Origin of the sequence: Kitasatospora sp. NBC_01539 (assembly GCF_045040525.1) — a bacterium.
In the GTDB taxonomy this organism is placed as follows: Bacteria; Actinomycetota; Actinomycetes; order Streptomycetales; family Streptomycetaceae; genus Kitasatospora.
The window spans coordinates 6404024-6429854 of the sequence record NZ_CP109390.1; the positions used below are offsets into that span (position 1 = coordinate 6404024).

Annotated in this window: 16 protein-coding genes; 6 read left to right on the top strand and 10 right to left on the bottom strand. The window is 75.5% G+C overall.

Annotated features, from left to right (window positions below; genetic code table 11):
* Window positions 1–14: 14 nt before the first annotated feature.
* A complete protein-coding gene (locus OG335_RS27785) occupies window positions 15–371 on the bottom strand; it encodes a DUF1801 domain-containing protein (RefSeq protein WP_405013861.1) in 357 nt (118 codons plus the stop codon).
* A gap of 68 nt (window positions 372–439) precedes the next feature.
* On the bottom strand, window positions 440–1099 hold the full coding sequence (locus OG335_RS27790) for a DUF998 domain-containing protein (protein ID WP_405013862.1): 660 nt from the start codon (window positions 1097–1099) through the stop codon (window positions 440–442).
* Window positions 1100–1247: 148 nt separating this feature from the next.
* Here OG335_RS27790 and OG335_RS27795 point away from each other — a divergent pair, with 148 nt between their 5' ends.
* The 3 genes from OG335_RS27795 (at window position 1248) to OG335_RS27805 (ending at window position 4570) form a co-directional block, all read left to right on the top strand.
* Window positions 1248–1565, top strand: coding sequence for a YciI family protein (locus OG335_RS27795; protein WP_405013863.1), 318 nt, complete (start codon window positions 1248–1250; stop codon window positions 1563–1565).
* 71 nt (window positions 1566–1636) lie between these two features.
* Window positions 1637–3637, top strand: coding sequence for a sigma-70 family RNA polymerase sigma factor (locus tag OG335_RS27800; protein ID WP_405013864.1), 2001 nt, complete (start codon window positions 1637–1639; stop codon window positions 3635–3637).
* Window positions 3638–3733: 96 nt separating this feature from the next.
* Complete coding sequence (locus OG335_RS27805) at window positions 3734–4570, top strand: MBL fold metallo-hydrolase (protein WP_405013865.1); 837 nt, start codon at window positions 3734–3736, stop codon at window positions 4568–4570.
* 431 nt (window positions 4571–5001) lie between these two features.
* Here OG335_RS27805 and OG335_RS27810 read toward each other — a convergent pair whose 3' ends face one another.
* The 5 genes from OG335_RS27810 to glgX all read right to left on the bottom strand — a co-directional run bounded on the left by OG335_RS27810 (window position 5002) and on the right by glgX (window position 16841).
* The gene (locus OG335_RS27810) at window positions 5002–6042 is read right to left on the bottom strand and encodes a hypothetical protein (protein ID WP_405013866.1); all 1041 of its coding nucleotides are present in this window, start codon (window positions 6040–6042) and stop codon (window positions 5002–5004) included.
* On the bottom strand, window positions 6042–10226 hold the full coding sequence (locus OG335_RS27815; protein WP_405013867.1) for a DEAD/DEAH box helicase: 4185 nt from the start codon (window positions 10224–10226) through the stop codon (window positions 6042–6044). Before OG335_RS27815 ends, OG335_RS27810 begins: the two co-directional genes overlap by 1 nt.
* Window positions 10227–10524: 298 nt before the next feature.
* Window positions 10525–12264, bottom strand: coding sequence for a malto-oligosyltrehalose trehalohydrolase (gene treZ / locus OG335_RS27820; protein WP_405013868.1), 1740 nt, complete (start codon window positions 12262–12264; stop codon window positions 10525–10527).
* Window positions 12261–14642 (bottom strand): malto-oligosyltrehalose synthase, encoded by a 2382-nt coding sequence (gene treY, locus OG335_RS27825; RefSeq protein WP_405013869.1) that lies wholly within the window; start codon window positions 14640–14642, stop codon window positions 12261–12263. Before treY ends, treZ begins: the two co-directional genes overlap by 4 nt.
* Window positions 14643–14723: 81 nt before the next feature.
* A complete protein-coding gene (glgX, locus tag OG335_RS27830) occupies window positions 14724–16841 on the bottom strand; it encodes a glycogen debranching protein GlgX (RefSeq protein WP_405013870.1) in 2118 nt (705 codons plus the stop codon).
* A 484-nt stretch (window positions 16842–17325) separates the two neighbouring features.
* On the opposite strand from glgX, the gene OG335_RS27835 reads away from it, so the two are divergent.
* The 3 genes from OG335_RS27835 to OG335_RS27845 all read left to right on the top strand — a co-directional run bounded on the left by OG335_RS27835 (window position 17326) and on the right by OG335_RS27845 (window position 20968).
* Window positions 17326–18504, top strand: a complete 1179-nt coding sequence (locus OG335_RS27835; RefSeq protein ID WP_405015546.1) for an SAV2148 family HEPN domain-containing protein — start codon at window positions 17326–17328, stop codon at window positions 18502–18504.
* A gap of 290 nt (window positions 18505–18794) precedes the next feature.
* The gene (locus OG335_RS27840; protein ID WP_405013871.1) at window positions 18795–20060 is read left to right on the top strand and encodes a Dyp-type peroxidase; all 1266 of its coding nucleotides are present in this window, start codon (window positions 18795–18797) and stop codon (window positions 20058–20060) included.
* Window positions 20061–20233: 173 nt separating this feature from the next.
* Entirely contained in the window at window positions 20234–20968 is a 735-nt protein-coding gene (locus OG335_RS27845) for a 3'-5' exonuclease (protein WP_405013872.1), read from the top strand.
* A gap of 67 nt (window positions 20969–21035) precedes the next feature.
* Here the strand turns inward: OG335_RS27845 and OG335_RS27850 are convergent, their stop codons facing one another.
* From OG335_RS27850 to OG335_RS27860, 3 genes are all read right to left on the bottom strand, one after another.
* Window positions 21036–21986, bottom strand: a complete 951-nt coding sequence (locus OG335_RS27850; RefSeq protein ID WP_405013873.1) for a polysaccharide deacetylase family protein — start codon at window positions 21984–21986, stop codon at window positions 21036–21038.
* A 122-nt stretch (window positions 21987–22108) separates the two neighbouring features.
* On the bottom strand, window positions 22109–22993 hold the full coding sequence (locus OG335_RS27855; RefSeq protein ID WP_405013874.1) for a phosphotransferase enzyme family protein: 885 nt from the start codon (window positions 22991–22993) through the stop codon (window positions 22109–22111).
* A 92-nt stretch (window positions 22994–23085) separates the two neighbouring features.
* Entirely contained in the window at window positions 23086–25320 is a 2235-nt protein-coding gene (locus tag OG335_RS27860) for an MMPL family transporter (RefSeq protein WP_405015547.1), read from the bottom strand.
* Between the last annotated feature and the right edge of the window lie 511 nt (window positions 25321–25831).

Here is a 25831-nt window from a genome sequence, read left to right on the forward strand (position 1 = left end):
GTGCGCGCGCGGCCCTACCCGAGGTCGACGGCCTGCCGCAGCCAGTCGGTGAAGAGCGCCGCGTCGACGTCGGCCGGGGTCCGGAGCCTGACGGAGGCCATCTCCTGGGCGTTGGCGGCCAGCCGCCCGGACGGGTCGGTGACGGCCCGGCCGCGCCACAGGCCGAAGGTCACGTACGCGTCGTACGCCTTGAGGTGGCAGACCGGGGAGACGCCGGGCTTCGGGCCGAGGCTCCACACGGGGTGGCCGTGCCAGACGGCGCCCCTGCCGGGCAGGACGGCCTCGATGATCGGCAGCAGTGCGTCGGTGGTCGCGCGCCGGGCCTCCGGCAGGGAGGCGAGGTAGGCGTCGACGGTGGCGAAGGCGGGCATGACGGGTTCCTTCCAGAGGGTACGTGCGGGCGGGCGGTGCGCGGTGGCGCGGGGTGGTGCGGGGCAGGTCAGGCGGTGCGGCGGTACAGGCCGGCGGCGGTCGCCGAGACCGCGGCCATCGCGGCGGTCACGCCCACCGCGAGCGTCAGCGAGCCCGCCCGGCCGCCGGCCATCGCCCAGGCGTTGCCGAGGACGATCGCCGCCGCGGCGGCCCGTGCGCCGAGGGCGGCGCGGTGGGCGCCGGCCCGGGCGTGGTGCCGGGCGAGGACGAGGCAGGCCGCCGCCAGCGCGGTGAACGCCACCGAGCCCGCCGCCATGTGCAGCGCGCCGTGCCACGAGACCGAGGCCGGCGGCCCGGCCGGGGTGCCGACGGGGAAGCCGTCGGCCGGGTCCATCCGGAAGAACGCGGCCGCGGCCGTGCCGAGGCCCGCCACCAGGACGAGCCGGGGGGCCCAGGTGCCGCCGGGGGTGCCGCGCAGCGCCCGGCGCAGCCCGGACGCGCCGACGGCGAGGAGGGTGCCGGTGACCAGGAAGGAGGCGCCCTGGATCCAGCCGAGCGGACCGCCGGCGAGGGCGCTGAGCGGGTGGCGGGTGGGGTCGAAGCCGCTCCGGGACAGCGCCTGGGCCAGCGACACGAGCGTCCACAGCGGGGTGGCGAGGGCGGCCGCCGCGAGCAGCGGGCGGGTCGGCGGGGCGGTGATCGCGGGGGCGGTGGCGGTGGTGGTCATCGGGGTTCCTCTCGTCGTGGCGGGCTTTCCACCCCTGCGTCGTCCGGTCGATGTGACAGGGAACGCCACTCGCCGCACGGCGGCGTTCCCTGTCACATCGCCTCGTTCGACGCCAGGGCAGAGACCCACCACGAACGGAGCGAGAACGATGCGATTCCTTCTGACGAGCATCAGCGAGGGCAAGGCCGACGAGGCGCTGTACACGGAGATGGGCCGGTTCATCGGGGAACTGACCGCCGCCGGGGTGCTGCTGGCCACCGGCGGCATGGAGGTGGAGGGCAGCCTGATCACGTCGAAGGGCGGCGAGATCACCGTCGTCGACGGGCCGTTCACCGAGGCGAAGGAGGTGGTCGGCGGCTTCGCCCTGATCGAGGTCCGCTCGCGGGAGGAGGCCCTGGAGCTCTCCCGCCGCTTCTTCCGGATCGTCGGCGACGGCGAGGGCCGGATGCAGCAGATCTTCGGCTGACGCCCGGCCCGACCGGCCCCGGCATCGCCCCCGGCTTGCACGACGGCCGGGGGCGGTGCTGTGATCCTGCTGTGACGGCCCCGGACGCCCACCGCGCGATCGACGCGGTCTGGAAGCTCGAGTCCGCGCGGATCGTCGCCGGACTCACCAGGATGGTCCGCGACGTCGGCCTCGCCGAGGAGCTCGCCCAGGACGCCCTGGTCGCCGCCCTCGAACAGTGGCCCGAGCGCGGCGTCCCCGACAACCCCGGCGCCTGGCTGACGACCGCCGCCAGACGCCGCGCCGTCGACCACCTGCGGCGCACCGAGCGGCTGGGGCGCAAGCACGAGCAGATCGCGCACGCCCTGGAACAGCAGGGCCCCGAAGGGGCACCGGGCGAGGACGACGACGTCCTGCGGCTGATGTTCGTCTCCTGCCACCCGGTGCTGCCGGCCGAGCAGCGCGCGGCGCTCACCCTGCGGCTGCTCGGCGGACTCACCACCGAGGAGATCGCCCGGGCGTTCCTGCTGACCGTCCCGGCCGCGGCGCAGCGCGTCGCGCAGGCCAAGCGCACCCTCGCCGCGGCGGACGTCCCCTTCGACCTCCCCGCCGGGCCGGAGCTCGCCGCCCGGCTGGCCTCGGTGCTGGAGGTGATCTACCTGATCTTCAACGAGGGCTACGCGGCGACCTCCGGCGACGACCTGATGCGGCCCTCGCTCTGCCTGGAGGCCCTGCGGCTCGGCCGGGTGCTGGCCGCGCTGGCGCCGCAGCACGCCGAGGTGCACGGCCTGGCCGCCCTGATGGAGATCCAGGCCTCCCGCGCCGCCGCCCGGACCGGCCCCGACGGCGAGCCCGTGCAGCTCCACGAGCAGAACCGCGGCCGCTGGGACCAGCTCCTCGTACGCCGCGGGTTCGCCGCGATGCTGCGCGCCAGGGAGGCGGGCGGCCCGCCCGGCCCGTACGTCCTGCAGGCCGCGATCGCCGTCTGCCACGCGCAGGCCCGGACGCCCGGCGACACCGACTGGCAGCAGATCGCCGTGCTCTACGACGCCCTCGCCCGGCTCGTGCCCTCACCCGTCGTGCAGCTCAACCGGGCGGTGGCCCTCGGCATGGCCCGCGGCCCGCAGGCCGGGCTCGACCTCGCCGACACGCTGACCGGCGACCCGGCGTTCCGCGACTACCACCCGCTGTCCGCGGTCCGCGGCGACCTCCTGGCCCGGCTGGGGCGGCACGACGAGGCCCGGACGGAGTTCGCCCGCGCCGCCGCCCTCACCCGCAACGTCCCGGAGCGGGCCTTCCTGCTGCGCCGTGCCGCCGCCCTCCCCGCCGCGCCGCCCGCCGGAACCACCCTGGGGGCGGCGGCCCGGGCCTTCCTGGCCCGCGACGACCTCGACCCGGCGACGCTCCGCTCGTACGGCCAGACGCTGCGCCGGCTCTGCCTCGACCTCGGTGCGGACACCCCGCTGGCCGCGGTCGGTGCCGACGCCGTCGCCCGGACGGCCGTCCTCGCGTGGGGCGGCACCGCGGCCCGGACCTGGAACCGCCACCGGGCGGCCGTCCGGTCGTTCGCCGCGTGGGCCGCTGCCGCGTCCCCGTCCGTCGCCGGTCTCGCCGCCGGGCTGGAGCGCCGGGCCGAGGACCGCACGCGCCGCCCGCCCGTCGCCGCCGCGCAGGTGCGGGCGCTGTGGGAGCTGCCCGGCACCGCCCTGCGCGAGCAGGCGCTGTGGCGGCTCCTGCACGAGTCGGGCGCCTCCGCCGCGCAGGCCCTCGCGCTGGACGTCGACGACCTCGCCCCGGACGCGCGCGGCACCCGGCGGCCCGGCGCGGACGGTGCCGTCCGGCTCACCTGGGGGCCCGCGGCGGCCGGGCTGCTGGCCCTGCTCGTCGCCGGCCGCACCCGCGGACCGGTGTTCCTGTCCGACCGCCGCCCCGCACCGGCCCGGCGGCCGGCGCCCGCCGACCTCTGCCCGGAGACGGGCCGCGGCCGGCTCTCCTACGAGCGCGCCGAGTACCTCTTCAAGCGGGCCACCCGCCCGCTCGACCCGGCGGGCGAGGGCTGGACCCTGCACAGGCTGAGCCGCTCCGGCCGCTGACGTCCCCTCACCGCGCGGGCCCGGCCCGGCCCGCACCCGTGCGGTGCCGGTCGGCCGCCGGCGCCTCTGGTACCTTCGCGGACGAAGGGGGCCCCGATGACCGCGCACCACCACCACCCGCCGCTGGACGTCCGGTGGATCCACGGCTCGCCGTCGGCGAAGCACAACACCGACCCGGACATCCAGGTGTTCGCCCACGACCCGCACACGGTGATCCTGCGGCAGAACAAGGCGGTCGACTACGAGGCGCCGTTCCTCTTCCTCCTCTTCGGCGAGGAGCGGGCCGTCCTGATCGACACCGGCGCGACCGCCCCGGCCGCGTACTTCCCGCTGCGCCGCACCGTCGACGGCCTCGTCGCGCGGTGGCTGGCCGTCCACCCGCGCGAGGACTACCGGCTGCTCGTCCTGCACTCGCACGGCCACGGCGACCACACCGCCGGCGACGCGCAGTTCGCCGACCGTCCCGGCACCGAGCTGGTGCCCGCGGGGGAGACGCTCGCGTGGTTCGGCTTCCGCGGGGAGGAGGTGCGCCCGCTCGACCTCGGCGGCCGCGTGCTGGAGTGCCTCGCCACGCCGGGCCACCACCCGGGCGCCGTCACGTACTTCGACCCGCGCACGGGCTTCCTGCTCACCGGCGACACCGTCTACCCGGGCCGCCTGTACGTCGACGACTGGGCGGCCTTCACCCGCACCGCGGAGCGGCTCGCGGCGTTCGCCGACAGCCGCCCCGTCACCCACGTGCTGGGCTGCCACATCGAGATGACCGGCGAGCCGGGCGTCGACCACCCCGTCCGCACCACCTACCAGCCCGACGAGCCGCCGCTCGAACTCGCCGTCGCCGACCTGCACGACCTGGTCGCGGCCTGCCGCGAGATCGGCGACCGCCCCGGCCGGCACCCGTACCCGCGCTTCGTCGTCTGCAAGCCCGGCTGAGCGGCGCGCCCGCCGGCCCCACCGTGCCGCCGCGGGCGCGCGCACGGGACGGGTTCGCCCGTCCGCGCGCCCGCGGGCCATGGTGCTGTGCCCGGCCGGGTGCTTGAATGGAACGACACGTGGAACCCTCCGAATTGACGTCGGAGGGTTCCACTGTCCCGGCCTACACGAACCGCGACACCAGGTCGGCCACGGTGACCAGGATGTCGATCGCGGTCAGCACGAGGCCGACCGTCAGCCACCGGTGTTCCCGGCGGGCGTACGGGCTGCTCGACATCTCTCCTTCCTCCCTCCCGTGCATGCCCGCGGACGGCGGGCACCCGGTCCCTCCGGGCTGTCCCCAGACTGGCCGGGGGACTGCTCCCCGGCCAGCCGCTGCGGAGACTTCCTCGGGGAACGGGCCGGGGAACGGCCGGAGACCCGTCGGACCGTCAGGCTCCGTCCCCGCCGGGAGGGGAGGGGAGCCGCAGCCGGACGTCGGCCGGCTGGTCCGGGTTCTGCCAGACCGTCCAGTCGGTGCCCTCCGCGGCCCGGCGGAACAGGTCGGTCGTGGACACCCCGGACAGCTTGTACGCCGGGGTCACGATCTTGACGCCCGCCACCACCTGCGCCAGCTTCAGCCCCTCCGGGCCCTCCGCGGCGGCCCGGACGACCGGGCTCCCGGCCACGGCGCCGAGGACCGCCCCGACCGCGCCGACCACGTCGTCGACGTCATGGCCCGTCACCTCCGCCAGCGACCGGCACAGGTCGGGGACGACCTGCGGGGGGATGTGCCCCGGGGGCGGCGTGACCGCCGCGACCTCCCCGTGCAGCTCGATGCGGTCGGGGTGCCGGAAGGTGAACCCCGCACCGGACAGCGACCGCAGCACGTCCCGGGTCCGCACCCCGTAGTCCGCGGCCCGGTATCCGGCCGGGTCGCGGCGGAGCACGTTCTCCAGCTTCGCGATGTCCGCCGACGCGACCCCCTCGGCGCGCAGCACCCCGACGGCCTCCAGCACCCGGGTGCGCAGCCCCGAGAGGCCGAGCGGCAGGGCGATGACGTGGTCGGCGCACCCGCGGAAGTCCGCCGGGCCCGCGGAGCAGACGATGAGCATCCGGCCGGTCCGGTGCAGCGGTTCGGCGAGCGGCAGATGCGTCTCCTGCCCGGCGACGACCGCCACCGTCAGCAGGTCGGGCTGCCCCGCGAGGGCCTCGAACACCTCGGCGGCGAGCACCCGGCCCGCGGTGCCCCCTCCCGCCCGGGGGACGTGGCGCATCCGGAAGCCGTGCTCGCCGAAGTCCTCGGCGATGCTCCTGGCCTCCGGGTCCGAGCAGTCCGCCACGACGACGCGGTGGGCGACGCCACTCGCCATGCACATCTGCTCGGCGGCCAGCTGGAGCCGCTCCAGCAGGTCGGCGGCGTCGCGGGTCCGCTGTTCGACGCCCACGAGGTGGTGCGCGTCGACGAACACTCCCAGGCTGAAGCGGGGCATCAGACGGTCTCCTCGACGGTGCGGTCCGCCCGGTGGGCGGCGGGGATCGCGGGCGGCGGTGCCACGGTCATCCCGGCGACCAGGCGGTTGAGTTCGGTGCGCCCCAGGACGGGCGGCGCGGCGGTGAGGAGTTCCAGGAGGCGGTGCCCCCCGCGGGCGGCCTCGTGGCCGCGCAGGTCGGCGCGGCCGTCGTCGAGCTCCTCCCAGGCGGCCTGGTCGTCCCAGCCGTCCTCGTCCCAGCCGTCCGCCTCCGCGGCCGGGTCGTCCTCGGGGCCGCCCGCGGCGTGGAGTCCGGACAGCAGCGCGAGGAGGTCCGTCCCGCGGTCCTGCTCCTCGGGACCGGTCAGGCGGGCGATCCGCGCCGCCGCCTCCAGCAGGATCGTGGGCTGCACGACCACCGGGTTGGGCCGGTCGGAGCGGATCTCGGCGATCCGCACTCCGTCGGTCGTGCCCGCGCAGGCGAGGACGATGTCCGCACGCCCGCGGGCCCGTTCGAGGTCGCCCACGCGGAACTCGTCGGTGTGCACGGCCATCCGGGCGGACAGGTCCGGCGTGATCCGGCTGCGCAGCACGATCGTGCCGTCCTCGCCGTCCTCCACGTCCAGGCCGAACGACGTCAGGATGCGTGCCGCCTGCCGCGGCGTGTGCTCACCGTCGCGCCGCGCCAGCTGGTCGAGCGCGTCCTCCAGGGTGTAGGTGTCGGTGCCCGGCAGCAGCGACTGCCGGAGTTCGAGCGGCAGCCGCAGTCCGCGCCGCCGCCGCTGGTCGATCTTGTCGAGCTCGCCGCGGACCTGGGCCCGTTCGGAGTCGGTGAGCGCGAACTGCGCCAGCTCCCGGGCCAGGGCGCGGTCCCGCGGCGGCGTCGCGGGCCGGCGCATGTAGCGGTCGACCAGCTCGGCGTGGCTGTCGAAGCGGTACTCCGGGTTCGCCCGCAGCACCGGGATCAGACCGACGATGCGCTCCCGGTGGGTCGCCCGCAGGAACAGCCGGGCCAGCGGCGCCAGCACCGGCGGCACGCCGAACTCCACGCTCTCCGCCAGCGCCTCGAACCGCCGGAAGTCCGTCCCCTGCGGGCGGACCCCGGTGAGTTCGCGCACCGCGTCGAAGAGGTAGCTGGTGTTCCCGCCGAGCGTACGCACGTCGGCGGAGTGGATGTTGACGGTGCGCTCGCCCCGACGCGATTTGATCTTGAGGTTCTCCTGCACGGCCGTCTCGATCAGCGCCAGCGGGCAGCCCTCCTTCCAGAGCAGCAGCACGCAGGCGCGCAGCAGCGCGTTGATCTTCTCCGGCCCCGGGTCCGGGGCCGGGCCGTCCACGAGCCGCCGCAGGTCGTCGGCGACGGCCCCCCGGCCCAGCAGGTCGCGGTCGGGCAGGGCGTCGACGAAGTTCGCGCTGCGCAGCAGGCGGGCGTGCCCGGCCCGGTCCGCGGGAGGAGCCGCGAACACGCGGGCGAGGTCCACGGCGTTGTGCCGTTGCGCCTGTTCGGCCGGGTCGTCGTCGAGCTGCGGCACGATGGAGATCCAGTTCATGGTCTCCCGGACGTGCCGGGACCCGGTGGCCAGCCAGAGCAGCGTCAGGTCGCCGGCACCCTCCGCGCCGGCCCGCATCAGCTGCTCCACGGTCGCCGAGTCCTCGAACGGCAGCCCGGACGCGGCGACCGCCCGGCCGAGGCCGGTGACCATGAGGTGCTCGCCCTCCGCCCCCTCGCCGCCGTCGACCGCCGCGATCAGGTCGTAGCTCTCCAGCCGCCCGACGACGGCCGCGGGGTCGGGCGGCGGCACGTCGGTGACCGCGCCGAGCGAGGCGCCGTAGAAGGCCAGGGTCTGCTCCTGGAGTGCGCTGCGCCGCAGCGGCACGCCCTCGCGCACGGCCCAGTGCAGCAACTGCGTGGAGAACCAGGTCTCGTCGACGCGGGAGGAGATCGCCGCGCCGGGGGAGGTGTAGCCGATGTAGTGACGGAAGACGGCGTCCACGTCGATGAGGGCCCGCAGGGCGCGGTCGATGTCGGGCTCGCTGTCGACGGTGGGCGGTACGAGTTCGGCGAGACCGACGAGCTCGGTCTCCTCGAACTCGACGCGGTGCTTGGTCGGCCGCTTCTCGGGCACCACCAGGTAGCCGTAGCCGCGGGGGCTCACCCCGATGCCGAGGCGGCCCGCCCGGCCGAGCCGCTGGGCCACCGTGTCGCGGTTGAGCACCTGGCTCTTGCCGTTGCCGGTCGGGGTGGTGACGGAGGCGACGACGACCGCGTCGGCGGGCAGGTTGATCCCGAGCTTGAGCGTGTCGGTGGCGAAGAGCAGCCGGATGACGCCGTCCCGGAAGGCGGTCTCCACCTCCACCCGCATGTCCTGCTCCAGCCGGGCGGAGTGGTAGCCGACGCCGGTGCGCAGCGACCGGGCCACGGAGTCGCGCAGCGCCTTGTGCGGGAAGCGCAGGAGGGTGCGGTTGCGCTGCTGCGCGGTCTCCTCGTCGAGGCTGCTGAAGCGGCCGAGGAAGGGGTTGGAGTCCGGGTCGACCTGGCGCATGCCGGGGTCGCGGTCCAGGAGGGTCTGGGCCATCCGGGTCAGCTTCTGCGCGTCCTCGCGCGAACCGACGAAGCACAGCACGCTGTGCACGTCGCCGCCGTGGACGGCGGCGCTGCCCTTGAGGAGCGACACGGCCAGGGCGAGGGCGCGCCGGTAGGCGCCGACGGCCTGCAGCTGGCGCTTGAGATCCGGGTCGCGCTCCCACTGCCGCAGCAGCGTGCTGAGGTGCTGCTCCCGGCGGAGTTCCTGGAGCTCGGCGGTCCGGACCCGCGCCTGCTGCTCGTCGCAGACCGCGAGGTCGAGGGGAACGGGACGGCGGCTGCTGCTGATGACGGCGGACGGCTCGATCTGCAGCCACCGCCGGACGTCCTCGGCGGCCTGCTCGGTCAGGGTGGCGGACAGCCCGATCATCGGGATCTTGTACTGCGCGCGGATCGAGGTCATCAGCATCTCCAGCCGGGGCCCGCGCTGCGGGTCCGCCAGGTTCTGCAGCTCGTCGACGATCACGATGTCGCAGCCGTCGAGCGTCATCCCGCCGGCGAGCAGCCCCGCCAGCTTCTCGGGGATGATGACGGCGATGTCGAACTCCCGGCGGGCGATGGCCTCGTCGTTCTGGGCGTGGTCCCGCGAGCCCGGCAGGATGCGCCAGTCGCGGTACGGGGTGTCCTCCAGGAAGTCGCGCCACTCGGCGACGGCCTGGTTCACCAGGGCCTTGGTGGGCAGCAGCACGATCGCCCGGCCGTGCCGGCGCTGCGCCCGCGTGATGGCGTGGCAGACGGCGATCCGGCCGATCCGGCTCTTCCCGCTGGAGGTGGGGCCGAGCACCAGCATCGACTCGCCCTTGGCGATGCAGCCGCGCAGCCGGGGCAGGGCGGCGGCCAGCAGGTCGGTGTAGCCGTCCTCGTCGATGCCGAGGCTGTCGACGACCTCGGGCGGGTACTCCTGGCGCTTGCGCTTGAGCCCTTCGGCGTCGCGCCGGATGCGCCGGGCGATGGACGTGGGGAGCAGCTGGTCGACGAGGTCGGCGTCCTCGGCGGCGCCGACCCGCAGGTACGGCCGCATGGCGTCGTCGAGCACCCGCGTCAGGGCCTGCAGCCCGCGGGCGCACGTCGGCGGGTAGTCGTCGGGCTTGGCGAGGCCGTGCCGCCAGAGGCGGTCGCGCATCGTGCGCTCGTACGACTTGGTGGTGGCCTCGCTGCGGAAGAGCGACGCCCACCGCCGTGCGGCCCTGGTGAACTGTCCGGGGCTCGCGAGGGCGCAGTTCCAGGCCTGGACGGCTTCGCGGGCCTGCTGGCTCTGCGGGGCGGGCAGGTCGGCGAACTCGGAGAGCAGGGCCTCCTCGTCCTCCGCCAGACGGCGCACCGCGGCCACGACCAGCTGGTGGAGCCGGCGCCCGGTGTCCTCCAGCGAGGCGGTGTGGAAGTGCACCGGGTCGGCGAGTTCCTGGTAGACGCGCAGGTGCGGGTCGCCGAGTTTCGGGAAGAGCGACTCCAGGCTGTCGTCGGTGTGCCGGAGGACGGTGTCCATGACCTCGGCGTAGCAGGACCACCGGCGGATCCACTCGGTGTCCCGCGGGAAGAGGGCCCGTGCGGTGCCCGACCTGCCGTCCCGGCCGAGCGGGATGTCCGCCCACTCCTCGTTCTCGTACCACTCCGTGCTCAAGGCTGCCCCCAGGTGTGCGGTTCCGGCCGGCCGGGAGTGCGCGGGCCCGACCGGTCCCGGCGCCTCCCCGTGCAGCAGGCTGCCGCGGGGAATCCTCCCCGACCAGGTGCGGCACACACCGGCGCGGGGGAATCGGCCGGGGAGCGCGGGGAGCGCGGGGAGCGACGAGGGCGGACAGGCCGGGCGGGAACGCCGGCACGGGGGAAGGGTAGGCCGGTGGCGCCCGCCCGCGGGCGGAACGGGCCGCTGTGCAACCCATTCGTGACGGAACGTCAGATCGCGTGCCGGCCGGGCGTCCTCACTCCACCCGCACGACCGCCGTGGACTCCGTCGCCAGGTGCAGCGCGCCGTCGGAGGCCGGCCAGGCGTCGCCGTACAGCGCGAGCGTCGCCGCGTAGGGCCGGTCGAGCGGGACGCGCCGCGGGCCGTCCGTGCCCAGGTGCACGACGACCCGGTACGGGCCGCGGTGCACCACCAGCCACTGCTGCGCGGCGTCGTGCTCGACCCGGACGGCGCCGAGGTCGGGCGCGGCGAGCCCGGGGTGCTCGCGGCGCAGCCGGATCAGCCGCCGGTACCAGTCGAGGACCGCGGCGTGCGGCTCCCGGGTGCGCTCGGACCAGTCCAGCACCGAGGCCAGCACCGTGGCCCGCGCCTGCGGGTCCGGGACGTCGTCCGGCTGCCAGCCGTGCGCGCCGAACTCCCGGCGCCTGCCCTGCCGGACGGCCTCCGCGAGCGCCGGGTCCTGGTGGTCGGTGAAGTACTGCCAGGGCGTGCCCGCCGCCCACTCCTCGCCCATGAACAGCATCGGCGTGAACGGCGAGGTCAGGACGAGCGCCGCCCCCGCGGCCAGCCGGCCGGGGGAGAGCGACGCGGACAGCCGGTCGCCCCGCGCCCGGTTGCCGATCTGGTCGTGGGTCTGCGTGTAGCCGAGCAGCCGGTGGCCGTACGCCGGGGGGAACGGCCGCCCGTGCGCCCGCCCGCGGAACGACGACCGGCTGCCGTCGTGGAAGAAGCCCCGGGTCAGCGCCTTGGCGCAGGCCGCGTACGGGTCGGCGGCGAAGTCGGCGTAGTAGCCGCCGGACTCGCCGGTCAGCAGGGTGTGCAGCGCGTGGTGGAAGTCGTCGCTCCACTGCGCGGTCAGGCCCAGCCCGCCGGCCTGCACCGGGTTGGTGGTGCGCGGGTCGTTGAGGTCGGACTCGCCGATCAGGAACAGCGGGCGGCCGGTGGCGGCGGCGAGCTGCGCCACCTCGTCGGCGAGCTCCTCCAGGAAGTGCCGGGCCCGGTCGTCGGCGAGGGCGTGCACGGCGTCCAGGCGCAGCCCGTCGATCCGGTAGTCGCGCAGCCAGGCCAGCGCACTGCCGATCAGGTAGCGCCGTACCTCGTCGGAGCCGGGCGCGTCGAGGTTGACCGCGGCGCCCCACGGCGTGTGGTGCCGGTCGGTGAAGTACGGGCCGTACGCCGGAAGGTAGTTGCCGGACGGCCCGAGGTGGTTGTGCACGACGTCCAGCACCACGCCCAGCCCGCGGCGGTGGGCCGCGTCGACGAACCGCTTCAGCCCGTCCGGGCCGCCGTACGGCTCGTGCACCGCCCACAGCGACACCCCGTCGTAGCCCCAGCCGTACCGGCCGGGGAACGGGCAGACCGGCATCAGCTCGACCAGGTCGACCCCGAGGTCGACGAGGTGGTCGAGGTGCTGCGCCGCCGCGTCGAACGTCCCCGCCGGGGTGAAGGTGCCCACGTGCAGCTCGTACAGCACGCCGCCGGGCAGAGCCCGGCCGTGCCACGGCGTGTCGGACCAGGCGAACGCCGCGTGGTCGACCGCGCGGCTGAGCCCGTCCGGCCCGTCCGGCTGCCGCGGGGAACGCGGATCGGGCAGGGCCCGGCCGCCGTCCAGCCGGAAGCCGTAGTCGCCCTCCGGTGCGGCGCCGTGCCACCAGCCGTCCGTGCCGTCGCCCGCCCGCACCATCGGGTAGGACGTGCCGGAGACCTCCACCTCGACCAGATCCGCGTCGGGCGCCCACACCCGGTACGTCGTCATCCGTCCTCCGTCAGCAGTGCCACCGGCAGCCGCTCCAGCAGCCACGACACGGGCAGCCGCCCGCCCTCGTACTGGCGCTGCGTCAGCGCGTCCGTCCACCGGCCCTCCGGCAGGTCCAGCACCGTGTCCCCCCAGCCCCCGGCCCGCTGCAGACCGTACGGCAGCCGGGTCGCCACCGCCAGCACCCCCGGGCCGCGCCCGAACGCCAGCAGGTGCGCGGCGGCCGGCCCGTCCGCCGCCACCGGCCGGTAGGCGCCCAGCTCGCGGGTGCGGCGCAGGTGCAGGGCGGTCGTCGTCAGGTGCAGCTTCTCCCGGGCGAGGTCGCCGGCGCGCTCGGCGGGCGAGTCCGTCAGCCGCACCGCGAGGGCGCCCAGGTCGACCGGCGCCCGGTTGTCCGGGTCGACCAGCGTGTACAGCGGCTCCTCGCTGCCCTGGTAGAGGTCCGGCACGCCCGGCACCGTCAGGTGCAGGAGCGCCGCGGCCAGGCTGTTGCTGCGCGCGTACGGGGCGAGGAGCTGCCCGAACCCGGCGATCCGCGGGCACAGCCCGGCGTTGCCGAACACCCCGCGGACGTACGCCGTCAGCGTCCGCTCGAACGCCTCGTCGGGCTGCGTCCACGAGGTGCGCACCTTCGCCTCGCGCACCGACTTCAGCACCACCTGCACGAGGCGTTCCTCGTCGATCGGCCAGGCGGCGACCATCGTCTCCCACAGCAGCCAGGCGGTGGCGCGGTCCGGGCACGGCCCGGCGGCGGTCGTCCAGGCCGCGCACTCCGCGGCCCACGCCTCCGGCAGCTCCGCGAGGACGGCCAGCCGCGCGCGGGCGTCGGCGCTGCGCTTGGTGTCGTGGGTGGAGAGCACGGTCATCGCGGCGGGCCAGTCGCGCTCCTGCGCGGCGCACCAGCGGTGGAACGACGCCGGGCTCAGTCCCGGCCGGCCCGGGTCGCCGCCGACCTCGTTGAGGCCCACCAGGGCGTTCCACCGGTAGAAGGCGGTGTCCTCGACGCCCTTCGCGGCGACCGCGGACGTGGTCTGGGCGAACCGCCGGCAGAACTCGTCCTTCTCGGCGCTGCGCCCGAGCCGGCCGAGCGCGAGGTCGCGCAGCAGCCGGTCCGCCCCGCGCGGGTCCGCCCCGGCGGGCCCGGCGAGGTGCTCGACCGCCTCCGGCGGGGCGTCCTCGCCGGGCACCACGTACGGCCGGTAGACGGGGTGTTCGGTGAGCAGGCCGCGGAGCGCGTCCCGCAGGTCGGGCAGCCGGTGGTCGGCGAGGCCGGGCTCGGCGGCGCAGATCCGCCGGACGATCCGGAGCAGCCGGTCGACCTCGGCGGCGAGCTCGCCGTGCGGGCCGGTCAGCTCGGCGCGCCCGCGCAGCGCCGCCTCGGCGGCCGAGGTGCGGTCGGCGACGTCCCGCTGGTAGGAGGTGATCAGCCGTTCCGCGCCGGCGTGGTCGGTGAGCACCCCGTCGATCCGGCGCAGCGCGTCGTAGCCGGTGGTGCCGGCGCACGGCCAGTCGGTGGGCAGCCGCTCGTCGCCGGTGAGGATCTTCTCGACGACGGTGTACGCGCCGCCGGTGGCGTCGGCGAGGTGCCGCAGGTAGCCGCGCGGGTCGGCGAGGCCGTCGGGGTGGTCGACGCGGAAGCCGTCCAGCACGCCCTCGCCGTGCAGGCGCAGCAGCACCGCGTGGGTGGCCTGGAAGACCTCGGGCACCTCGACCCGCACCGCGATCAGGTCGTTGATGGCGAAGAAACGGCGGTAGTTCAGCTCGCTGCTGGCCAGCCGCCACCAGGCGAGGCGGTACCACTGACGGTCAAGGAGGGCGGGCAGGGGGAGGTTCTCGGTGCCGGGCCGCAGCGGGAACGCGTGGTCGTGGTAGCGCAGCACGTCCTTGTCGACGGTCAGCTGGTCGAGGACGCTGCCGAGCCGGTCGCCGAGCAGCGGCAGGAGCAGCCGGCCGCGGCCGGGCTCGCCGACCGGGCCGGGCTGCGCCGTCCAGTCGATGTCGAACCAGGCCGCGTACCGGGAGTCCGGGCCGTCCCGCAGGACGTGCCACAGCGGCTGGTTGAGCTGCTCGGGCACCGGCAGAGCCATGTGGTTGGGCACCACGTCGGCGATCAGGTGCAGCCCGTGCCGGTGCGCCTCGGCGGCCAGCGATCTGAGGGCGTCCTCCCCGCCGAGCTGCTCGCTGATCCGGCTGTGGTCGACCGTGTCGTAGCCGTGCGTGGAGCCGGGGGCGGCCTGCAGCAGCGGCGACAGGTGCACGTGCGAGACGCCGAGCGCGGCCAGGTAGGGCACCGCGCGCTCGGCGTCGTGCAGGGTGAAGCCCGGCTGGAGCTGGAGCCGGTAGCTGGCCGTCGGTGGGTGTGCGGCGGCGGAGGTCATGCGGTGATGCCTACCCGCGCCGGGGGGCGGCTATCGCCGGGGTGCCACGAATGGCCCACCGCCGCCCCCGTCGGCACCCGGTCAGGCCGGCCGTTGCAGCACCATCAGCGACCGGTCGTCGAGCCACAGGACGTCGCCGGCCTTGACCCGGGTGCCGGTGCCGCGGGCCGGCAGGACCGGCCGGCTGGTGTCGACGGCGACCTGCCAGGCGTCGCCGTGGTCGGTGGGCACGGTGAACTCCAGCGGGGCGGAGTGCGCGTTGAACATCAGCAGGAACGAGTCGTCGACGATCTTGCCGCCGCGCCGGTCCGGCTCGGAGATGGCGTGGCCGTTGAGGAAGACCGTGAGCGACTTCGCGTAGCTGGTCGACCAGTCCTGGCCGGTCATCTCCTCGCCGCCGGGGGTGAACCAGGCGATGTCCGTCAGGTCGTCGTGGGTGCCGGAGACCGGGCGGCCGTGGAAGAAACGGCGGCGGCGGAAGACCGGGTGGTCGCGGCGGAGCCAGATCATGCCCTGGGTGAACTCCAGCAGCTGCGCGGCCTCGCCGCCGCCGGCGGGCCACTCCACCCAGGTCAGCTCGTTGTCCTGGCAGTAGGCGTTGTTGTTGCCCTGCTGGGTGCGGCCGAACTCGTCGCCGTGCGCGAGCATCGGCACGCCCTGGGAGAGCATCAGGGTGGCGATGAAGTTGCGCTGCTGGCGGGCGCGCAGCTCCAGCACGCCGGCGTCGTCGGTGTCGCCCTCGGCGCCGCAGTTCCACGAGCGGTTGTGGGACTCGCCGTCGCGGTTCTGCTCGTGGTTGGCGGCGTTGTGCTTCTCGTTGTAGGAGACGAGGTCGCGCAGGGTGAAGCCGTCGTGGCAGGTGACGAAGTTGATGGACGCGATCGGGCGGCGGCCGTCGTCCTGGTAGAGGTCGGAGGAGCCGGTGAGGCGGGAGCCGAACTCGGCGAGCGCGGCGTTCTCGCCGCGCCACAGGTCGCGGACGGTGTCGCGGTACATGCCGTTCCACTCCGTCCACAGCGGCGGGAAGTTGCCGACCTGGTAGCCGCCCTCGCCGAGGTCCCAGGGCTCGGCGATCAGCTTGGCCTGGGAGACGACCGGGTCCTGCTGGACGAGGTCGAAGAACGACGACAGCCGGTCGACCTCGTGGAACTGCCGGGCGAGGGTGGCGGCGAGGTCGAAGCGGAAGCCGTCGACGTGCATCTCGGTGACCCAGTACCGCAGCGAGTCCATGATCATCTGAAGGACGTGCGGGCTGCGCATCAGCAGGCTGTTGCCCGTGCCCGTGGTGTCCTCGTAGAACCGCCGGTCCTTCGCCAGCCGGTAGTACGAGGCGTTGTCCAGGCCGCGGAACGACAGCGTCGGACCCAGGTGGTTGCCCTCGGCGGTGTGGTTGTAGACCACGTCGAGGATCACCTCGATGCCCGCCGCGTGCAGCGCCTTCACCATCGACTTGAACTCCTGCACCTGCTGCCCGCGGTCACCCGTCGAGGAGTAGGAGGAGTGCGGGGCGAAGTACCCGACGGTGTTGTAGCCCCAGTAGTTCGACAGCCCCAGGTCGCGCAGCCGGTGGTCGCGGACGAACTGGTGCACCGGCATCAGCTCGATCGCCGTGACGCCCAGCTTCGCCAGGTGCTCGATCAGCGCCGGGTGCGCCAGCGCCGCGTACGTGCCGCGGATCTCCTCCGGGATCTCCGGGTGCAGCCGGGTCAGGCCCTTCACGTGCGCCTCGTACAGCACCGTGCGGTGGTAGTCCGTGCGCGGCGGCCGGTCGGTGCCCCAGTCGAAGTACGGGTTGATCACCACCGAGTGCATGGTGTGCGGCGCCGAGTCCAGGTCGTTGCGCCGCTCCGGGGCGCCGAAGTGGTAGCCGTACACCGACTCGTCCCAGTCGATGTCACCGCTCATCGCCTTCGCGTACGGGTCGAGCAGCAGCTTCGCGCTGTTGTGCCGCTGGCCCAGGCCCGGATTGTGCGGCCCGTGCACCCGGAAACCGTACCGTTGGCCGGGCTGCACGCCGGGCAGGTAGGCGTGCCGCACGAAGGCGTCCGTCTCGCGGAGCTCGATCGCCGTCTCGGAGCCGTCCTCGTCGAGCAGGCACAGCTCGATCCGGTCGGCACTCTCGGAGAACACCGCGAAGTTGGTGCCGGCCCCGTCGTACGTGGCGCCGAGCGGGTACGGCTGCCCTGGCCAGACCTGCATGAGACCTCAATTTCCTTGCTGCGTGGGGGAACTGGCGCTCCCTCGGATCTGCCCGGTGGGGTGCCGGGGCATGTGCGGACCGTCCGTACCGTGACGCACGGCACATGCGCATACTCCCCAACGCCCGCCCGCCGGCCGAGCCCATTCACCCGTTGTTCGCCCGAACGGGTGTCCGTGGCGCGAAAACCCGGCGCTCGCCCGTGTCGCCTGCCACCCCCGGAACTGTTGTGCCGTCAACGGGCTGCGTCCCGCCGGGAGCGGGCAGTACCCTTGATCGTCCGGCGCCGCGCACCGCCGGTTCCATGCGGGCGCAGGCGCTGCCGGGACCGCCATGGTCGAGAACGTGTCAGTGGACGGACCGTCACGCAGCGTGACTGGCGGCCGAGAGGTGAGGTACTGCATGGGGTTCCCCGCGGACGGCCGGGGCGACAGCCTCGACGGGCCGGAGCCGGGCCCCGGCCGGAGCGAGGCCCAGACCGTCGTCATGCGCTCCGGCCACTCCGGCCGCACCACCCCGCCCGGCCCCGACGGGCCCGCGCCCGCCTGGACCCCGGGCGAATGGGAGGACGCCTACCGCCGCGTCCGCCTCGCCGGCCGCGCCTACGTCTGGCTCAACCTCGTCGAACAGCGCCTGCGCGCCCTCGTCGACGAGGCGCTGCGCCCCGTCTACGCCCCCGCCCACGGCGAGGACTGGGTCACCGCCGCCGCCGGCCCCGCCGGCGAGGAGTGGGTGCTGCGCGCCGGCGCCGTCCGCGAGATCAGCCGCCGCAAGGGCTACCTCCTCGACCCCGCCGACGACGACCCCCTCGTCTTCCTCACCCTGCCGCAGCTGCGCGAGCTGATGGTGCAGCACTGGCCCTGCTTCGAGCCGTACGTGCTCGACCGCCGCGAGGTCGAGCTCGCCCTCGACGAGCTGGAGGTCGCCCGGCACGTCGTCTCCCGCAACCGCAGCCTCTCGCGCACCGTCCTCGACCAGACCGAGCGCGCCGCCGCCCGCCTGCTCGGCCTCCTCGACGGCGGCGGCGGGGGCGTGCCCGCGGACGTCGTCGAGGAACTCGTCGCCGGACGCTACGCCGACGTCGTCGCCGTCCACGCCGACCGCGTCCGCCTCCAGCGCGAGCTGCCCGTCGAGGACCTCCTCGACGGCGCCCGCCGCCTCGACGCCCTCGGCATCGGCCTCGGCATGCTCTGCCAGAACTACACCGGCAAGCGGCTCGTCCGCCTCGCCACCGAGGGCTGCCGCGTCCGGCTGCTCTTCCTCAACCCCGCCAGCAGCGCCGTGCGCCGCCGCGAACGCGAACTCGGCATCGGCCGCGGCGAGCTCGGCCGCTCCATCGAGATGAACATCATGCACGTGCGGCGGGTGCGCGCCCGGCTCCGCGACCCAGGCGGCTTCGAGATCCGGGTCTTCGACGAGATGCCCCGCTTCACCGCCTACCTCGTCGAGGGCCCCCGGACGCCCGGCCAGGCCGGCGGCCGCCGGCGCGGCGGGGACGTCGGCGTGGTGCAGCCCTACCTGCGCCGCGCCCGCGGCATCGAATCGCCCGCCCTGGTGCTGCGCGGCGGCGCCGGCCAGGAGCCCGGCGGCACCGAGCCCGGCCTGCTGGAGGTCTACCGCGAGGAGTTCGAGGGCAGCTGGGCGGACTCCCGCGCGGTCTCCTGACCCGCGGCGGCCCCCGCCCGGTGCCCCCGCCCGGCGCCCCGCCCGGCAGGGCCAGTCGGCGCACCCGGCCTCACCCGTGCGGGAGACGTCCGACCGGCCGGACCGGTGGTCAAGTCGGCAGCAGGGAAGCGGAGTTCGCGGCGGGACGGCTCGTAGGGGCCGGGCCCGGCGGTCGTCCGGCGGCCGTCCGACCGGCACCGTTGGTGCGGATGCGCAGCGTCCGGCGGCCCCGCGGCCGTCACGGGCGCCCGCGCCGCGCCCCGCCCCGCCGACACCCCGGGAGTCGCCCGATGACCAGTCAGCCCATAGCCACCGGCTCCTGCCCCTTCGCGCCCGCCCGGCCGGGCCGGCGCGGTGTCGTCAAGGCCGCGCTCGCCGCGGGCGCGGCCGGCACCGTCGTCCTCGCCGGCGGCCGGCCCGCGGCGGCGGCCCCCGCGGCAGCCCCCGCGGCGGCCCCCCGCCTGGTGCGCACCGCCGTCCCCTTCCTCGGCCCCCACCAGGCGGGCATCACCACCCCCGCCCAGGGCTTCGCGACCTTCCTCGCCTGTGACGTGCACTCCCGGGACCGGGCCGCCCTCGAAGTCCTCCTGCGCACCCTCACCGACCGGATCCGCCTCCTCACCGCGGGCGGCCCCGCCCCGGACGGCGACAACGGCATGCTCGGGGCGGAGCTCCCCGCCGACAACCTCACCGTCACCGTCGGCGTCGGCGCCTCGCTCTTCGACACCCGTTACGGCCTCGGCCCCGCCCGTCCCGCCCGGCTCACCGCGATGCCCGCCTTCCCCGACGACTCCCCGCGCGACGCCGAACTCCACGGCGACCTGTCGCTGCAGATCTGCGCCGACAGCCAGGACACCGTGCTGCACGCCCTGCGCGACCTCCTGCGGGCCTCCGACGGCGGGCTGCGCGCCCGCTGGCGGGTCGACGGCTTCCAGAACCCCGGCCGCCCGGACGGATCCCAGCGCAACCTGCAGGGCTTCAAGGACGGCATCGTCAACCCCGACCCCGGCTCGCAGCGCGAGATGGACGAGCTGGTCTGGGTCGCCGCCGCCGACGGCGAGCCCGCCTGGGCCGCCGGCGGCAGCTACCAGGTCATCCGGATCATCCGGATGCTCGTCGAGGCCTGGGACGGCGTGCCCGTCGAGGCGCAGGAACGGATGGTGGGCCGCCGCAAGGGCACCGGCGCGCCCCTCGACGGCAGCACCGAGGACGACCGGCCGCGCTACGCCGACGACCCGGACGGCGCGGTCACCCCGCTCGACGCCCACATCCGGCTCGCCAACCCGCGTACCGCCGCTTCGGCCGACTCCCGGATCTACCGCCGCGGCTTCAACTACGACCGCGGCACCGACGGCGAGGGCGGCCTGGACATGGGCCTCGCCTTCTGCTGCTACCAGCGCGACGTGCAGCGGCAGTTCGAGGCCGTGCAGGGCCGCCTCGCGGGCGAGCCGCTGGCCGCCTTCCTCGCGCCCGTCGGCGGCGGCTACTTCTTCGCCCTGCCGGGCGTCCGCACCACCGCCGACTGGCTGGGCAGCGGCATGTTCGCGAGCACCTGACCCCCGCCGCGACGACAGCCCCGCCGGCGCCCCGCCCGGCGGGGCTGTCACACGTGCAGGCGATGATGGTGCCCGTCACGGCAGGACCGACGGAAGGACAGCCAGATGACGCGCAGGAGGGGCAAGTCGACCGCACCCGCCCGGAACCGCCGCACCGGACGGAGGACGCCGCGATGAGCTGGCCCGGCGCCACCCTGCTGGCCTTCGACCTGGAGACCACCGGCACCGACATCGAGCACGACCGGATCGTCACCGCCGCCCTCGTCAGGCTGGAGGCCGACGACAGCCCCGCCGCCGAGCGCCACTGGCTGGTCGACCCGGGCATACCCATCCCGGCCGGGGCCAGCGCCATCCACGGCATCAGCACCGAGCAGGCCCGCAGCCGGGGCGTGCCCGCCGCCGGCGCCGTCGAGGAGATCACCCGGGCCATAGCGGACGCCCTGCGCTCCGGCATCCCGCTGGTCATCATGAACGCCCGCTACGACCTCTCGCTGCTCGACCGCGAATGCCGCCGGCACGGCGTCGCCCCGCTCTCCTCGCGGCTCGGCGGCACCCCCGCCCCGGTCATCGACCCGCTCGTGCTCGACAAGCACGCCGACCGCTACCGCCGCGGCAAGCGCAACCTGCAGGCGCTCTGCGCGCACTACGGCGTCGCGCTCGACGCCGCCCACCAGGCGGGCGCCGACGCCGTCGCCGCCGCCGGGGTCGCCCGGCGCCTCGGCGAGGTGTTCCCCGCGGTCGGCGGCAGCCCCCTCGCCGACCTGCACGCCCTGCAGGTGCGGGCCGCCGCCGAGCAGGCCGCGTCGTTCCAGCAGTACCTGCGCCGCACGTCCGACCCGCAGGCGTCGGTCGAGCCGGCCTGGCCGGTCGTGCCGTACGCGCCCGAGGCGGTCGCCGCCGCCGGCTGACGGGCGGTCACCGCCGCCGGGCCACCGCCACCGGGCCCCTGCCGCCGGCCGGTCAGTGTCCGGCCGGTCAGTGTTCGGCCGGGAAGGCGAAGGTGTAGCCCTGGGCGGTGAGCCACGGCAGGAGGTCGCGCAAGGCGGCGACGGTCTGGCTGCGGTCGCCGCCGCCGTCGTGCATGAGCACGACCCCGCCGGGCCGCAGGTGGCGCTCGACGTCGGCGACGATCGCGGGGGTGCCCGGCCGGGCCCAGTCCCGCGGGTCGACCGACCAGCCGAGGGAGGCCATGCCGTGGTCGGCGGCTATCTGCTCGTTCTCGGCGGTGAAGTCCCCGCCGGGCGCCCGGAACCACGCGACCCGGGTGCCGGGGCCGCCCGCGCGCACGATGGCGTCCTCGGCGTCGGCGATCTCGTGGACCTGGCGGTCGTGGGGGAGGGCGTGCAGCGGCTGCGGGTGGTCGACGGTGTGGTCGCACAGCCGGTGGCCCTCGGCGAGGATGCGGCGCACGGCGCCGGGATCGCGGCGCACCTCGTCGCCGACCAGGCAGAACGTCGCGTGCGCGTGGTACTGCGCGAGCAGGTCGAGGATCGGACGGGTGGCCGGGCCGGGCCCGTCGTCGAAGGTCAGCGCGACGGTGCGGCTGCCACCCGCGGTGGTGCGGATCACCCGGCTCTGCTGCGGCGGGGTGCTCGGGCCGGCGGTCGGCGTGGGGCTCGCGGTCGGGGTGGCGGTGGCCGTCGGGGCCGCGGGCGCCGTGGCGCCGGCCGGCCGCGGGGCCGGGCCCCCGGACGGCGGGGCGGTGCGCTGGGAGGGGATGCCCGCCGACGGGCTCGCTGACGTGTCCGTCGCCGCGGCGCCCTCCCGCGGGGGGACGGCGGCGGCCGTGGTGCGGACGCCCTCCATGCTGGTGGTGGCGCGGTGGAGGTCGTCGGCGGAGCCGCAGCCCGTGACGAGGGCGGGGGCGAGCAGCGCGGCGAGTCCGAGCCCGAGGGTGCGGCGGGCTCGGGGGCTGGGTATCCGCATGGGGACGACTCCTGACGTCGTACCGGCCACCCCGGGTGGGGGCATGTGCCGGGGACGACGCCGTGCGGTGAGCCGCCGGTTCCGCCGCCTGCTTCTCCGGACCGGCCCGGTCGCGCCGGGCCTCAGAACGGGTACCAGCGTACGGAGGTCTCGCCGCGGCGCAAGGAGTCGACCCTCCTGCCGAACTCGGCGGCCGCGGCCGGGTTGCCGGGCACCCGCTGCGCGACCCAGGCGGCGCTCGCGGTCTCCCGGGCGCCGCGCAGCACCGCGAATCCGTCCCACTCCCGGACGTCCCAGCCGTACGCGTCGGTGAAGGCCGCGTAGTCCTCCGCCGGTACGCCGTAACGGTCGTGGGCGAGTGCGAGGACCACCAGGTCGTGCTCGCGGAGGTCGTCGCCGACGTTCTCCAGGTCGAGCAGGACGGGGCCGTCCGGGCCGACGTGCACGTTGCGCGGGAGCGCGTCGCCGTGCACGACGCCGGGCGTGAGCCGGGGGGTGAGCGCGGCCGCCGCCGTGACGAAGCTCTCCCTGCGCGCGCGCAGGTACGCGGCGTCGGCGGGGTCGACGTGCCCGTCGGCGGCGGCCAGCCAGCGGTCGACCGGGGCGAGCAGGTCGCGGGGGCGGAGCGCGAGGCCGGTGCCGGGCAGCGCGTGCAGGGCACGGAGCAGCGGTGCGAGGTCGGCGGGCCGGGTCTCGCGGACGGCCGGGGGCAGCCGGTGCCAGAAGGTCACGGGGTGTCCGGCGGCGGTCACGGCGGCGGGGGCGTACGGGCGGACGACCGGGATGCCCAGGGCGTCGAGCCGGGTGGCGACGGCGAGCTCGTGCTCGGCGCGGGCCAGCAGCTCGGGGCCGCGGCCGATCTTGGCGACCAGCGCCGGCCGGCCGAGGTCGAGGACGGCGTTCTCGCCGAGTGCGAGCAGACGGGCGGCGTCCGGTGCGGGCAGTCCGGCGGTGCGGCAGGCGTCGGCCAGCAGGGTGCGGGCGCGGGCCTCGTCGAAGGCGGTCACAGGGGGCTCCTCGGTACGCGTACCGCACCATCCTGGCGCACCGCGGCCGGGCCCCGCGTGCGGCGGGGCCCGGCCGGGGACGCGGGGGCGGGTCAGACCCGGGCGCGTCCGGGGGACGGCGCGTCCGGCAGGTGCAGTCCGGCAGGGGCCGGGGCGGCGGGCGTCACCGGCGGGAAGGACTCGCCGTGCGACAGGTCGGGCAGCCACCGCAGCCAGCGCGGCAGGTACCAGTTGCGCTCGCCGAGCAGCGTCATCACGGCGGGCAGCAGCACGGCGCGGATGACGGTGGCGTCGACGAGCACGGCCACCGCGAGGCCGACGCCCATCTGCTTCATCGACTGCATGGAGAGGGTGCCGAAGACCCCGAACACACCGACCATGATCACGGCCGCGCTGGTCACCACACCGGCGGTGGAGCGGATGCCGTACGAGACGGCGGCGCGGGTGCTCAGGCCGCGGTCGTGCGCCTCCTTGATCCGCGAGACCACGAACACGTGGTAGTCCATGCTCAGGCCGAAGAGGATCACGAAGAGGAACAGCGGCACCCACGACTCCACGGCGCCGACACCGGCCGTGCCGACCAGCGAGGCCCCCACACCGTGCTGGAAGACCAGCGCGAGCACGCCGTACGCGGCGCCGACCGACAGCAGGTTGAGCACCACCGCGGTCACCGCGATGCCGAGCGAGCGGAACGAGCAGAGCATCAGCAGGAAGGCGAAGGCCACGACGAAGCCGAAGACCGGGAGCATCGAGTCGGACATCTGCTCGTTGAAGTCGTGCGAGCCCGCGGTGCTGCCCGTGACCGGGGCCTCGGTGCCGGGCACTTTCAGCACGGTGGCCGGCACGACGTCGTCGCGCAGCGCGGCGAGCGCGTCGGTGCTGGCGGTGTCGTTGCCGCTGCCGGCCAGCGGGACGTCGATCAGGGCGACGTTCTGCTCCCGGTGCAGCGTCACCTGGATCGGCCCGTGCATCCGGCCGGTGGCCAGGGCCCTGGTCCGCAGGTCGGCGATGGCCGCCCGCATCTCGGGGGAGTCGATCGCCCGGGCCCTGACCACGACGGTCGCCGGGGCGGGGCTGCCGGGGAAGGCCGCCTCGATCCGCTGGGAGGTGGCGACCAGGGCGTTGCCCTTCGGCAGCTGCTGCTGGAAGGTCAGGTTGGCGGTGTGCATGGTCAGCAGCGGGGCCGCGAGGCCGAGCAGCAGGCCGCCGGCGAGGACGGTCGCGGCCAGCGGGCGGTTCAGCACGGGGGTGAGCAGGGCGTTCCAGAGCCGTCCGCCGTTGCCGGTGTCGGGGCGGCGCAGCCGGTGCAGCAGCGGCAGCCGGCCCTTGTCGACGCGGTCGCCGAGCATCGACAGCAGGGCGGGCAGCACGGTGAGCGAGCCGAGCACGGCGGTGACGACGACCAGGATGGTGGCGAAGGACATCGCCTGGAAGTCCGCGATGCCGGTGAGGAAGAGACCGGCCATGGCGACGACCACGGTGACACCGGAGACGAGGACGGCCCGGCCCGAGGTGGCGGCGGCGATCCGCAGGGCGGTGGCGGCGTCGCGTCCGGCGGCCCGCTCCTCCCGCTCACGGCGCAGGTAGAAGAGGCAGTAGTCGACGCCGACGGCGAGGCCGACCAGCAGCATCACCGAGCTGGCGTCGTCGCTGGTGTGCAGCACGCCGCTGGTGAGGGCGACCAGGCCGCCCGCGGCGACGAACGCGGTGATGGCCAGCACCACCGGCAGGACGGCGGCGACGACCGCGCCGAACGCGATCAGCAGGATGCCGAGCGCCAGCGGGACGGCCGTCCACTCGGCGCGCTTGAAGTCGTTCGCGAACTGGTCCTCGAACCACTTGCCGGAGCTGGCCTCGCCGAACTCCTCGACGGTCAGGTCGCGGTGCTGCGCCTGGACCTTCGCGACGGCGTCGAGCAGCACCGGGACCTTCTCCACCGCCTCCTCGCGCCCCCCGGCGCCCTTGACGGTGAACTGGACGAGCGCCGAGTGCCGGTCGGCGGAGAGCGCCTGCGTGTCGTACGGGCTGCGCACGTCGGCGGCTGCGCCGGTGGCGGCGACGGCCGCGGCGGCCTGCTCGACGACGGCGCGGAACGCCGGGTCGTCGGCGGTCAGCGTGGCGCTCTGCACGAGCACCGTCTCCCCTGCGGGGGTCGTGATCCCGGCCTCGTCGAGGATCTTCGCGGCCCGGGTCACCTCGCCCGGCATCGCCTCGGCGTCGGTCACCTCGGTGCTGCCGTGCAGGCCGCCGAGGGCGGCGGCGAGGACGACGAAGAGCAGCCAGCCGAACACCGCCGTCTTGCGATGCCGGGCGCTCCACGCGCCCATGGCGGCGGCGAGTCCGAGTTTGGGTGTCACAGGTCCCCCTGGGAGAGCGGCGGTTCGGGCCCGCCGGGCCGGCAGTCCGGGCTCCCGGCTGCTGGTGAAAACCCTAGGAACCGGAGGGCCCGCGGGGGATCCGGCTGGCGGGTGAGTCGACCCTGGGCCTGTCCCGAGGCCGGGGGTGGGGTTTTCCCTACCGCGTCCCGGGGCGGAAGGCAGGGTTCCCGCGGCCGGGATCCGAGGCCGTCTCAGGGGCGGGATCCACCTTGAGGGGGAGGGGGATCCACCCGGAGCAGGAGGTGGGGGCGGCCTCGCATGGGTGAGGATGGACGGGGGCGGGCGGACGACACCCCCTAGGGGTGTCCCCGGTGACGGGGTGACCCGCCGGGCGCCGAGCAGTGTCGCGTAGGATGCCCACCACTACTTACCTGCCGACCGGCTAGGGGATGATCCCCGGCCGGTCCTGCCGTTGCCCGGTCTCCGTCCCCCCGGGGCTGCGGTGAACCATGCCCAGGAG

Coding starts and splice junctions, on each gene's coding strand:
- OG335_RS27785 (WP_405013861.1), bottom strand. CDS start 371: ATGCCCGCCTTCGCCACCGTCGACGCCTACCTCGCCTCCCTGCCGGAG.
- OG335_RS27790 (WP_405013862.1), bottom strand. CDS start 1,099: ATGACCACCACCGCCACCGCCCCCGCGATCACCGCCCCGCCGACCCGC.
- OG335_RS27795 (WP_405013863.1), top strand. CDS start 1,248: ATGCGATTCCTTCTGACGAGCATCAGCGAGGGCAAGGCCGACGAGGCG.
- OG335_RS27805 (WP_405013865.1), top strand. CDS start 3,734: ATGACCGCGCACCACCACCACCCGCCGCTGGACGTCCGGTGGATCCAC.
- OG335_RS27810 (WP_405013866.1), bottom strand. CDS start 6,042: ATGCCCCGCTTCAGCCTGGGAGTGTTCGTCGACGCGCACCACCTCGTG.
- treZ (WP_405013868.1), bottom strand. CDS start 12,264: ATGACGACGTACCGGGTGTGGGCGCCCGACGCGGATCTGGTCGAGGTG.
- treY (WP_405013869.1), bottom strand. CDS start 14,642: ATGACCTCCGCCGCCGCACACCCACCGACGGCCAGCTACCGGCTCCAG.
- glgX (WP_405013870.1), bottom strand. CDS start 16,841: ATGCAGGTCTGGCCAGGGCAGCCGTACCCGCTCGGCGCCACGTACGAC.
- OG335_RS27835 (WP_405015546.1), top strand. CDS start 17,326: ATGCGCTCCGGCCACTCCGGCCGCACCACCCCGCCCGGCCCCGACGGG.
- OG335_RS27840 (WP_405013871.1), top strand. CDS start 18,795: ATGACCAGTCAGCCCATAGCCACCGGCTCCTGCCCCTTCGCGCCCGCC.
- OG335_RS27845 (WP_405013872.1), top strand. CDS start 20,234: ATGAGCTGGCCCGGCGCCACCCTGCTGGCCTTCGACCTGGAGACCACC.
- OG335_RS27850 (WP_405013873.1), bottom strand. CDS start 21,986: ATGCGGATACCCAGCCCCCGAGCCCGCCGCACCCTCGGGCTCGGACTC.
- OG335_RS27860 (WP_405015547.1), bottom strand. CDS start 25,320: ATGGGCGCGTGGAGCGCCCGGCATCGCAAGACGGCGGTGTTCGGCTGG.